Origin of the sequence: Paenibacillus sp. UASWS1643 (genome assembly GCF_008693195.1) — a bacterium.
In the GTDB taxonomy this organism is placed as follows: Bacteria; Bacillota; Bacilli; order Paenibacillales; family Paenibacillaceae; genus Paenibacillus; species Paenibacillus amylolyticus_B.
Genome location: NZ_VXKZ01000103.1, coordinates 99923 through 112045, shown reverse-complemented (window position 1 = coordinate 112045; position 12123 = coordinate 99923). Strand labels below are relative to the sequence as shown.

Sequence of the window (12123 nt, the reverse complement as noted above, 5' to 3'; positions counted from 1 at the left end):
ATGAGTACAATGAGTTCCGGTTTGCACTGCACGATATCAGCAGAGATGCTGCATCAACTGGTAGAGATTAATTTTGGAAGCGATACCAAAGTGAAGGAGTTTGGTCTCCTGCAAGGTGGACTTTTTAATACAACCTATCGGATTCACCTTGAACATACATCCTATACGGATGTGATTTTACGTTTGGCTCCAGAGCGGGGAGAGATGGCGGCTGGTTCTGCGAGTGACCCACTCTTTTCTTTTGAACGTACGATGATGGCGGCTGAACCGATTGTGTATGAATATTACCGTAAGGCAGGCATTCCTGCTCCCAACATTATCGCCTGTGATGACAGCGGATCCATCATTCCAAGAACGTACATGTTTATGGAATTTATCCCGAGTAAGCAGCTGGATCACGCATCGATTTCAGACATAGACAAAGAGCGATTGTATCATCAGCTTGGCGTCTATACCGCCATCATGCATCAGATCGAGGGGGCATCGTTTGGGTGGCCGCAGGGTGATGGGACGATTAGAGGCTCGGATCAATGGTCCGAGGTGCTGCACTCTTTTGCAGAAGAAACGGCACTTAAAGCTGCTCAAGCCGATTATATGTCAGGTGTAGGAGAAGAAATCGCAGCTATATTCATCAAAAATAAAGACTTATTTGATCAAGTGACCCGTCCAGTACTCGTTCATAATGACCTGTGGGAAGCAAATGTACTTGTTCATCAGGAAAATGGTGAGCTGAACATTGCGGCCATCATTGACGGAGATCGTTCCATGTTTGCCGACAGGGAGTTTGAAGCCATATTGTCGACAGAATCAGCGGCTTTTCATGAAGGATATGATCGTCCACTGGACTCATCCACTGAAGGACAGGCACGCAGGCTTGCGTACCGAATACTGTCTTCGTATTTTAATGCCTACGTTCATGAACATCAGGTCAATCAACCTGAAGACGGTCAGAAGTATCGCCAGCGTACGCTGGATTTACTGGAGCAATGGAAGCAACTTGGACTTAACTAATTCGTAGGAGGAATGAAGGATGAAGGAGTATCATCAATACCCGATGTGGGATGCGTCACTTTCACTTGAGGAAAGGTTGGATGACCTGATTGCACGATTGACAACGGAGGAGAAGATCAGACTAATTCCTACACGCGAAGCAGCTGTACCAAGACTGGGCATTCCAGCCTACAACGTTGGGGGCGAAGCTGCCCACGGAGTTGCATGGAAAGGGGAGGCAACGGTATTTCCACAACCGCTCGGTCTATCAAGTACCTGGAATACAAGGATCATGCGGGAGATTGGTTCAGTCATTGGTGATGAAGCTAGGGCATACCATCACCGTGATCCTGAGGTTCACGGGTTAACATTGTGGGCACCAACGGTTGATCTGGAACGTGACCCACGCTGGGGCAGAACGGAAGAGGGATATGGCGAGGACCCGGTCCTCACGGGAGAAATGTCGGCAGCTCTCGTCAAAGGTATGCAGGGAAGTGACCCTTTTTATCTGAAAATGGTTGCTACATTGAAACACTTTTTTGCCAATAATAATGAGAAAGATCGGCTGAATTGTTCATCCAGCATCGATCCGCGGAATCTGCGGGAATATTATTTAAAAGCTTTTGAGACACCATTTGTGGAAGGCGGAGCCTTGTCCATGATGACAGCTTACAATTCCATCAACGGTACACCTGCCATTGAAAGTCCATATGTGAATGATGTGGTCAAGGGTGAGTGGGGGATGCCAGGTTTCATTGTATGTGATGGTGGAGACCTGTCACAGACGGTGAACTATCATGGTTATCACACCAGTCATGCCGAATCAGCAGCAGGTGCGTTGAAGGCAGGAGTGGATTGTCTTACAGATGAAGTTGATCTTGTTGTATCTGCTCTGGAGGAGGCTCTTGACCGGAATCTGTTGGAGATCGCTGATTTGGACAGAGCCATCCGCAACATCTTTGGTGTGCGGATGCGACTTGGACAACTGGATCAGTCGGGGCAAAATCCTTATGCGTCTATACCTGAATCTGTATTATGTGCACCAGAGCACGCCAAACTTAGTTATCGTGCGGCTGCCGAATCAATTGTTTTGCTCCAAAATGATGGATTGCTTCCCTTGCAGCCAGAAGCGTTGCAGAAAATCAGTGTGATTGGGCCGCTTGCGGATGTTGTCTATACCGATTGGTACAGTGGCACACTGCCTTATCGTGTATCCGTCCTCGATGGATTGCGCAATCGGCTACCTGAAACAGACGTGATCTATGTCGATGGGAATGACCGTATTCAGCTGAAGACAACAGACGGTCAGGTTATAACCTTGGGTGCGGAAGGTACACTCGTCGCTGTGCCGGAAGCCAATGCACCTACAGCCGCCGAATTTGTACATCAGGATTGGGGTTGGGGAAGTCACACGCTGAGAAGTGTGAAAAATAACCGTTACGTTAGCTTAACCGAGCAAGGCATCTATCAGGCAAACGCACCGCAGATCGGTGGCTGGTTTGTGAAGGAAGTTGTTCGCATAGATCCTCTAACGGACGGAAGTAACACCTTGCGGACGTGGAACGGTATCCCTGTTGGACTGAGCGAATATCAGGGACAGTCTGCTGTATCACCACCACGGCCACAAGGAGAACAAACTACAGGTACAAGTACAACTCAGGACAATGTGAGTGCCTCTGGACACGCAAGTCAATCACCAGGCAATACACAGATACCTTCTGCATTCAATATTGATATTGTGACCAGCGGAATACAACAAGCCGTAGAAGCTGCACGTAGCAGTCAGGCATCTGTCGTTGTTGTTGGCAACAGCCCATATATCAACGGCAAAGAAGAAATTGACCGCCCAAGTCTGCTGCTTCCGCCGAGTCAGGTCGAACTTGTCAAAGCCGTGTGTGAAGCCAATCCCAATACGGTGGTTGTCATTATGGGCAGTTATCCATTTGCCTTGCAGGAGTTGAAAGGTATTGCCCGCGCAATCGTTTATATGACACATGCTGGTCAGGAATTGGGGAACGCGCTTGCAGATGTGCTGTTAGGTTATTATGCCCCGGCAGGCAGATTGAATATGACATGGTATGAAGACGAATCACAGCTTCCTGACATAATGGATTATGACATCATTCAGAATGGCATGACCTATATGTATCATGAAGGACCGGTTCAATATGCATTTGGTCATGGCCTGACGTATTCCGAATTCGAATACGAAGCGATTCGTGTAAGTCGCAGTGCTCCGAGTGAATCCACCACCACAGATCAATTAAAGATTGAAGTGGAGGTACACAATACAGGTGAACGTGACAGTGATGAAGTCGTACAGATCTATGGATCTTCATATACCTCCCGAGTGAAACGTGCACAGAAGCAACTGCTTGCTTTCCGTCGTATCCATGTGAAGGCAGGGACGCGTGTTACGATAGGTTTCGAGGTTCCTGTTCAGAACCTGGCGTTATGGGATGTTACCCGAGATAGATACTGCCTGGAGACAGCGACCTGGGCCATCCTGGCAGGGCGTTCTTCCGCCGATATTCGCCAGTCGGCAGATATTGAAATTGAAGGAGAGACGATTCCTGATCGCCCGCTGCACTTGCTTACCTTTGCCGAGAATTACGATGCTTGTGCAGGTGTTCTTCTGGATGAATGTCTGGAAGGGCGTTCGGCAGTTCGAGCAATCACTCGGGAAGAACCCTTATATCGAGAGGAGCAGTTGTCCTGGATCGCTTTCAACCATAATGCTGTTCAGGAAGTACAAGGATTTGAAGCCAGAGTGGCAGCTTTTGGGGAAGAGGGCAGACTGGAGATTCGTTCCGGAGGACTGGAGGGCGAACTGCTCGGTGTGTGTGAAGTTTCTGGACCCGGAGGCAGTGTGAACGGAAAAGATATCAAGTGGACAACAGTCCAGTGTTCGCTTGAGGCACCACATCAGGTGAATGAGCTGTATATTATTTTCAAAGGTGGAGCAGCGTTACGGCACTTTAGATTGTTGTAGTTGTAGACATCATTGAACCAAAGAAGCTGTCTTGCACGAATACGTGCAGGCAGCTTTTGTATGTGAACAAGCGGTAACATCCAGCATGTCCTGAATAATCAACCTCCGAAACAACCACAATAATGCTGTTGTGTGTAGAATCTGTAAAGGTGGTTGTGGTATGAACGACAAAAAGTGGGACCTCGTCGCACTTGCTTCCATCCCTTTAATTATGACCTTGGGAAACTCCATGCTGATACCGATCTTGCCACAAATTGAACGTGAGTTGAACGTATCTGCATTTAAGGTCAGCATGCTTATTACAGTCTACGCTGTAGTTGCCATCCTGCTTATTCCACTCGCAGGATATTTATCTGATCGCTTTGGCAGAAAAGCAGTCATTATTCCAAGCCTCATTATTGCAGCCGTCGGGGGTGCTGTAGCTGGTGTAGCTGCATGGATGCTGGATGGAAACGCAGCATACTGGTCCATTTTAGGTGGCCGATTATTGCAGGGGGTTGGAGCAGCCGGTGCATTCCCTATTGTCATTCCGTTGGTTGGGGATATGTTCAATGATGAAGATCAGGTAAGTAAAAGTTTGGGAATCATTGAAACCTCCAATACATTTGGTAAAGTGTTAAGCCCGATTTTGGGTGCTGCGCTGGCTATCTGGTTGTGGTATTTACCATTTATGGCTATTCCTGTATTATGTGTCCTTTCACTGATTCTGGTTATTTTCCTGGTGAAGACACCCAAGAAAAAAGAGAAGCCACCCACCTTTACGGAATTTGTGGCTTCCATTCGGGACGTTTTGAAAGAAAAAGGGCGATGGTTGTACGCTCTGTTTGCGATCGGCGGAATTTGCATGTTTATTCTTTTTGGCGTGCTTTATTATCTATCCGAGACATTGGAGAGCGAGTTCGCCATGAAAGGGATCGTAAAAGGTCTCGTGCTTGCCATTCCGTTGGCGGCGCTGTGTCTGTTTTCCTTTTTCGCAGGAAAATGGATCGGAAAGAGTAAGCCTCGTATGAAATGGCTTGGGTTCGCAGGACTTGTTCTTGTAACCGTTTCGCTGGGTGTTATTGGAATTTTCGATAATATCTATATTGTGATTGGACTTTTTACATTGGGGAGTGCCGGAATAGGAGCAACCTTACCGTGTCTGGATGCCTTAATCACTGAAGGTATAGATAAGAAACAGCGAGGCACGATTACGTCTTTGTTCAGCAGCATGCGATTTATCGGTGTATCCCTTGGCCCCCCTGTTGTGTCTTTACTGATTGGCAAACAACATTTTTTGCTTTTTGGTGTGCTTGCTGCATCTGGAGCCGTAGGCGGGTTGCTTACATTATTTGCAGTGAAGCCGGATAAGGGAGATCAACCTACTTCAGGAAGCGGACAGAAACAGGATGAACGACATATCGATCGGATCGAGACGAGTAGAGGTTATGCTCCCATAGGTCGCAAGAAAAGTCCATTTTAGATAGACGGTGTTGTATGCTACGTTCATTCCGAAGTTGTATTAAGTTTGTTTAACATTCAGATCTGTTCCAATAAAAAAACGCGTTTACGCCTGAGAAAGCGGATAAATTTGCTTTCTCGGTGTAAACGCGTTTTTATGTTCAGAATGACTTTAACCAATCATTCGTGTTTGCTCTTGTTCGACTGGCTTGTTTCGGTGTTGCCGGCTCCAGATTCTGAATTCTTGGATTGATCTTGAGGTGGTTCCGTTGCAGTGATATGAGTATGAGCGAGCAGAGCATGAGGTTCAATGGAAAAGCTGCCGCTTCGTTTTCCCTGAATCAGATATATAAGCAAGAACAGAATCATAAACATCACGGAATATCGATACATATCAGTATAACTGGTTATGGCCGCAATGGCGCCAAGAAGAAGGGCACCGGTCGCAATACCCAGATCCAGCGAGTTCAAAAACATACCGTTAGCCATACCCCGTTGAGTAGGAGATACAACTTGAATCATCCAGGTCTGCAGAGACGACTGCATGGAACCATAACCGATTCCGTAGATAAAGGCAGCGATGAACAGGACGGACATGGAGGTTGCATACGAGAGCAGAATGAGGCCGACTGCAACGAATATTGCCCCTGGAATGAGCAGTGCTTTTGGACCTTTATTGTCATAGATCCGTCCTGCAAATGGTCTAACCAATAACACGGCGAGTGCATTAAACAAAAAGAACAGCGCAGGATTGGCCAGATTGGCTTCCTTGCCATACAAAACGATGAATCCGACAAGCCCACCATAGGTGATGGATAACAGGCAGTTCAGCACACTGGGCAGAATCAGCTTGCGGTTGAAAGGTGTCTTCTGTTTCGGGTTGGACCCTGAAGCACTTGTTGTGGCTTGTGGCATGATGGTTGTACTGTTATCGGTTCTGGCTGTTTTTTTGCGTGTCAGCGAATAACTCAGTGGATAGATCACAGCGAGGACACCCGCAGTACATAACATCAGGGTTACAAAACCTGCACCCTGGAGCAGAGTGACCCCAATGATTGGCCCCATAGACATAGCCAGGCTAGTCGATAGACCAAAGTAACCCATTCCTTCACCCATTCGTTTGACGGGCACAATGTCCGAGGCCATCGTTGGAAAAGCGGTACTGCTCATACCAAACCCGATACCAAACAACATTCTAAGCAACAAGAGCACAGCTATACCGGCAGCAAAATAATAGCCGAGCGTTGCCAGCAGGGCTACGGACAGGCCGATATAGATCATGGCGTTACGAAGACCCTTCTCCAATGCTTTCGCGGAATAGAGACGGGCTGCAATGGCACTTAGTGCAAACAGACAGGTGAAGAGGCTTACCTCAAAGGCGTTAGCGTGGAATCGCTCCTGAACGTAGGACGGAAGTGGAGAGACGATCATGTGCAGCTGCAAGAATAACAAAAAGTTGCACAGCATTAGCAGAATAAAATCGGTGGTCCATAGTCTAACTTGTGTAGATTGATCTTTCATGATGACGTATTCCCCCTGAGTTGTGATTCATTACAAGTTGCGGTTAATGAGGGAAAGAGTATGTTTAAATGCTTCCATCTGGTCTTCGGATATACCTTCAGCAAGTTCTTTATTCATTTCTCTTTCGATCGGAACGAGGATATCGATTAACGCTTTGCCTTCCTTGGTGAGATATAACAGATAGGCTCTGCGATCCTGTTCGCTGGTCCGGCGTTCTACCCAGCCTTTTTTCTCCAGCAGATCAATAATCCGGGCAGTGGTGGGTTGGTCTTTGAAAACACGTGCAGCGAGCTCCTTTTGGTTGACACCTTCACCTCGGTCAACATTAAAAAGAACAGAAAATTGTTCTGTCGTAATATCATAAGGTTTGAATCGCGTAGCAAGTAAAGCGACTGCTTTACGATGCGTAAAACCCAGCATGAATCCAACAGATTGTTCCAGGGTGTAGTCCATATGATTGCGAATCCTCGCTTTCCTTAATAAATGTTCCAATCAAATTAGTTGTTATAACAACTATATGTTAAACAATTACTTTTGTCAAAATGAAATATCTTATCTCGAACAACATGTACGCTGTACAATGATTAAAAAATACTGGTAGAATAGAAATGAAAACGCTTCTATGAAATGGAAATTCAGAGTGCTTTTGAAGAATGGAGAAAACCAATTCGCTCTAACCGATGTTGGAGAAGATCAAGGAGAGCTGTATATGCTAAAGAATATTCCCTCAATAATTCCTCCAGAATTGCTCAAAATCATGTCTGAAATGGGGCATGGGGACGAGCTGGTTCTGGCTGATGGCAATTTCCCGGCAGCGAGTCATGCCAAGCGACTGGTTCGCTGTGATGCACTGGGAGTCGTCGAATTATTGGAAGCCATCCTGCAATTATATCCACTGGATACCTATGCTGAGCGTCCTGCTGCTGTCATGCAGGTTGTCAAAGGGGATCAGGTGGTACCGATCATATGGGAAGACTACCGCCGTTTAATTGAAGAATACGAAGGCATCACGGATGCTTTGGATCATGAAGAGCGATTTGATTTTTATAAACGTGCTTCGAATGCCTATGCAATTGTTGCTACTGGTGAGCGTGCACAATATGCCAATCTGATTCTGAAGAAAGGCGTCATTTTCCCTGATGCTGATCCTGCTCAGCAACAACAGAACGCTGAATCAAACTGAATTCCTAGGATGGCGACGGAGCACCTGATGCTTTGGTCGCCTTTTTATTTTTTCCATTGCGTAGCCAGTATACCAGAACGTACAGAATGGGCATGGATTCAATAAGTACAGTGAAAAGTGGAATTGCGTACGAACGAATGGCCAGCTCATACGACGTAGCGTCTTTGGCATATTGAAGCACAATGGCGGCAGCCGTTCCCCCGATTAGATACACAACAGATTTTTGTTGCCTGACCCCACTCAATTTGGAAAGACAGACGGAAGCTACATACAACAGAAATGAGCTGCGAGTGAACATCGTCGTTGACCATATCGCAATCAGAACAGGGTCCAGATTATCGAGAAAATCTCCGTATCGAGCAAAGCGGACCATCTCAAGCAAAGGGTAGCGGAGACCTGCGGCAACATAAGGGCCAAAATTCATCAGTGTAAACATCCAGAATATAATGATAAATACAACAACGGTGCTACCGGCGAATATCATGCTTTTTAGCATAGGACGCCTGAAAGCAACGACTGGTGCGAGGAAAAGGAAGAACATCCATTCGGAGAACCATGGCATGGTAGATAGAGACCCCATCACGATCTCCCCCAGATCATGATGGGTAGCCATCGCAAGCAGTATTCCGGGATTGCCCCCGCCCCCAACCGCAGGAATAAGTAAGGTGGACGTGAACAGCTGCACCAGAAAAATACCTTCTGCCATAAATACAATGGTAACCAATCCTGAACGCGCAGTCAGGCAGATGCACAGTAGAGTAAGAGTGGATGTTAACCAAATCGGAGTTTGTGGCAGATACATCGATTGCAGGAAGATAATGAAATTTTCCACATCAATCGATAACAAGTAGATACATAACAGTACAATTAATCCGATATAAAAGCGATGCACCACCTTGCCCACAATATCCTCTCCATAGGAGATCCAGGGTTTATCAGGATTAATGGAACCCAAACGGTATGTAAAGAACAGAAAAATCAGACTAATTGAAAAACCGCCGATGGTGGACAACCATCCCTGATAGCCGCTCATTTTGAACAAACGTTGCAGGAGGAAAGCAACAGGTTCGGAATACAGGTAAACAAACATGAAGCGGTAAGCTTGTCCCGCAGTCAGATGGTTCATGTTTAATCTCCTTCCTTATGAATCATAGGATCAGCCCAGCCAAAGACCCATTGAATTACATCATTGGGATTAGGCCATGCTGACCAGCTTACTGCGAGCGTATTCCATACGAGAAATAGACCAAGCAGGATGAAATAGGTACGTCTGATGGCTTTTTTGCTTGTTTTTACAGATGACCAGTCCAGTAGATATAGTCCCGCAAATACGATAACAGCTAACACGTATGTAACCTCCTTGGAAAAAGCCATTCCCGTGCAAGCTAGAAGCTTGACTCCGAGCCGACAAATTGAATGTTGATATTCGTGTTGACGGTAAACTGCAGATCGTTTTTTACATAATTGACCCATGTGGGCCGGAGCTTCTTCCATACCTGTGGGTATCTCCACTCCAGTCGGTATCCGAGCATGAGTATATCTGCACCTTGGTGTTTTGCGGTTTGCAGGGCTCGGGTAAGATGAGCATTCACTTTTTCGTTAGCGGCTTGTTCAATGTCCTTTGTACCGACAATGTCTTTGGCCTTAAGGACTGGAATGACCGAGTTCAACTCGGCTTTACCTGTCAAAGTAATGATGAAATGTGGTTCACCATTCTGAAGTTTTACTTGAATATCAGAATGCATGTTATACAATGTCATGCTTGCTTTTTGTTTCTTGGTTCTAACGGAGAGGGTCAGTGAATCCAGATTCTCCCCTGCCCACGCAACAGCACGTGCCTCATCGGCTGAGAGTGTCCCGACCATACGCATCTGTCTGAATATGGTTCCGCCAATCTGACTGATCCACTTTTTGGATTCACCTTCTTCACTGGCCATGGCTGTTCTTCTGCTGCCTAACATCGATGTGGCGAATCCCTGATTCATTTTATCTGCTGTAAATATGCTTAACATCTGGGTTTTCAAGAGATTTTCCTCTGTGGAAAACTCCCTTAGCACATCACTCGGTGTTTCCTCAAATACAGGAGTCAGATCAGAAACATCCTTGGCTCTGCCACTGGTAACCATGACGTAACTGCTCAGATGGAACAAGGGCTGGCGTGCGATCCATTCCATCGTATCTTCAATTCCTTCACGTGCGTAGGTTTGTCCAAACACAATCACCCGCGTGTGCCCCCAAGAGATTTTACGGGTAAGATCTGTCTGGATTCTCTCGATCGCGTCTGCAATCGTTGGTGCTGTCGCTGAAACGGCTGCATAGGGTTCTTTACCTGATCCGCCCCCTTCGGGAGAAAGACGATTGGGGAGCGGCATGCTCAGTGTAACCTCGATCTCTCCTGGGGTAGCCGCTTTATCCACGTACATGGCGGTTATGAAGGTACGCTCGTTAATTTCAACTTTGGACCAGCACCCGGTGCATAACAGACAGCAGATCCAAATGACTGCAAGATGTAGAGAAGGCTTTCGAAATATCATGGTGTATCCTGCCTCCTTTCATTATCGGTCGTATAGGCTTTGGTTCGTTTTTTCATCATGAACCAGGGCACCCGAATAAACGTATCCTTGAAATCACGCAGTACGAGTGGGGCAAAAGGCTGCATATATGGAACACCAAATGAACGCATGCTGACCATATACCAGTACAACACGTAGATTGAAATGACGACACCGAACAGGCCCATTGTTCCACCCATTAGCAGTACAGGAAAGCGGAGCAGCCGGAAGGCCAATCCCAACTCAAAATGCGGAATAATAAAGGCCGCAATGCCTGTAATGGATACAACAATAACCAATGGAGCAGAGACGATACCTGCTTGCACAGCTGCTTGTCCAATGACAATACCGCCGATAATTGAAACCGTCTGTCCGAGTGGCTTGGGGATCCGTATACCAGCTTCACGTAGTCCTTCAAAGGTAATTTCCATGATGAGGGCTTCTATCAATGCTGGAAAAGGAATGTTCTCTCTTGCGGATGCAATGGTAATGAGCAGATTGGTGGGAATAATCTCGGGATGGAATGTAGTGACTGCTACATATACAGAAGGCAACAGGAAAGCAATGACGGCAAACAGCAGCCGGATCATTCGTATAAATGAAGCGGAATGAAACCGCTGGTAATAGTCCTCAGACGATTGCATCAAAGAGAAGAATGTGACTGGAATGAGCAGCGAGAAGGGCGTTCCATCCTGCATGACGCCGATTCGGCCTTCTACAAGAGCAGCTGCAACGGTATCCGGTCTTTCGGTATATTGATACTGTGGAAAAGGAGAGAGCGGGTGATCTTCCAGAAATTCAGACAGATAACTGACACCAAGGCTGCTGTCCATATCAATCTCTCCCAGACTGGTTAATACATTTTCCAGGATGTCAGGTTTGCATAAACCTTGAATATAGATGACAAACACTTCGGTTTTGGTATATTTGCCGATGGTGAATTTGATCATTTTAAAATCAGGATGTTTAATTTTATGTCGCAATAGGGACATATTTACATTAATATCTTCGATAAACGCTTCCTGGGGGCCAACAACGACGACTTCGTTAGTTGATTCCGGTACAGAGCGCTTCTGATAATTCTGAATTGAAAAAATAATCATGCCAGACATGCCTTCCACATGGAGTGCTGTATTACCAGTTACGATATCATCTACCAACGTATCAGCTGAATCTCTGTGCTGGCTTTCGAGTGAAAAAAAGGTTCCACTTACGACTTGCGTAATAAAATCGGGGTCAACTTCGTTCCGTTCAGCCTCTTCAAGCAAAGGTTTCACAATAGCTTCTCTCATAATCTGTGTATCGACGATGGATTGGATATAGAGCAAGGTACAGTGTAAAGGGCCAATCTGAAGCGGTTGGTAGATCATGTCTGCCACGCCGATCAGGCGTGATTGTACCTGTAGAAGAATGCTTTCTTTCATAAGTGTCTTCCTCCTATATCA

The 12123-nt window shown here is 46.3% G+C and carries 10 protein-coding genes; 4 read left to right on the top strand and 6 right to left on the bottom strand.

Annotation, left to right across the window (positions count from 1 at the left end; translation table 11 throughout):
• The 3 genes from FE296_RS10410 to bcbE all read left to right on the top strand — a co-directional run bounded on the left by FE296_RS10410 (position 1) and on the right by bcbE (position 5444).
• Entirely contained in the window at positions 1 to 1011 is a 1011-nt protein-coding gene (locus FE296_RS10410; RefSeq protein WP_124114004.1) for a phosphotransferase family protein, read from the top strand.
• A gap of 19 nt (positions 1012 to 1030) precedes the next feature.
• Positions 1031 to 3982: a glycoside hydrolase family 3 C-terminal domain-containing protein gene (locus FE296_RS10405; protein WP_150364906.1), complete on the top strand. Its 2952-nt coding sequence runs from the start codon at positions 1031 to 1033 to the stop codon at positions 3980 to 3982.
• Positions 3983 to 4142: 160 nt separating this feature from the next.
• On the top strand, positions 4143 to 5444 hold the full coding sequence (bcbE, locus tag FE296_RS10400) for a bacillibactin exporter BcbE (protein ID WP_124114006.1): 1302 nt from the start codon (positions 4143 to 4145) through the stop codon (positions 5442 to 5444).
• Positions 5445 to 5602: 158 nt separating this feature from the next.
• Here bcbE and FE296_RS10395 read toward each other — a convergent pair whose 3' ends face one another.
• The gene (locus FE296_RS10395) at positions 5603 to 6943 is read right to left on the bottom strand and encodes an MFS transporter (protein ID WP_150364905.1); all 1341 of its coding nucleotides are present in this window, start codon (positions 6941 to 6943) and stop codon (positions 5603 to 5605) included.
• Between the two features lie 30 nt (positions 6944 to 6973).
• A complete protein-coding gene (locus FE296_RS10390; RefSeq protein ID WP_062833722.1) occupies positions 6974 to 7396 on the bottom strand; it encodes a MarR family winged helix-turn-helix transcriptional regulator in 423 nt (140 codons plus the stop codon).
• Between the two features lie 256 nt (positions 7397 to 7652).
• Between FE296_RS10390 and FE296_RS10385 the strand changes: the two genes are divergently transcribed.
• Positions 7653 to 8126 (top strand): RbsD/FucU family protein, encoded by a 474-nt coding sequence (locus tag FE296_RS10385; RefSeq protein WP_124114008.1) that lies wholly within the window; start codon positions 7653 to 7655, stop codon positions 8124 to 8126.
• A 4-nt stretch (positions 8127 to 8130) separates the two neighbouring features.
• Here FE296_RS10385 and FE296_RS10380 read toward each other — a convergent pair whose 3' ends face one another.
• The 4 genes from FE296_RS10380 to FE296_RS10365 are packed head-to-tail and all read right to left on the bottom strand — an operon-like array spanning position 8131 to position 12102.
• On the bottom strand, positions 8131 to 9252 hold the full coding sequence (locus FE296_RS10380) for a GerAB/ArcD/ProY family transporter (protein ID WP_124114009.1): 1122 nt from the start codon (positions 9250 to 9252) through the stop codon (positions 8131 to 8133).
• 2 nt (positions 9253 to 9254) lie between these two features.
• Complete coding sequence (locus FE296_RS10375; RefSeq protein ID WP_124114010.1) at positions 9255 to 9473, bottom strand: hypothetical protein; 219 nt, start codon at positions 9471 to 9473, stop codon at positions 9255 to 9257.
• Positions 9474 to 9511: 38 nt separating this feature from the next.
• Positions 9512 to 10660, bottom strand: a complete 1149-nt coding sequence (locus FE296_RS10370) for a Ger(x)C family spore germination protein (protein WP_124114011.1) — start codon at positions 10658 to 10660, stop codon at positions 9512 to 9514.
• Positions 10657 to 12102, bottom strand: coding sequence for a spore germination protein (locus tag FE296_RS10365; RefSeq protein ID WP_124114012.1), 1446 nt, complete (start codon positions 12100 to 12102; stop codon positions 10657 to 10659). Before FE296_RS10365 ends, FE296_RS10370 begins: the two co-directional genes overlap by 4 nt.
• Positions 12103 to 12123 lie beyond the last annotated feature (21 nt).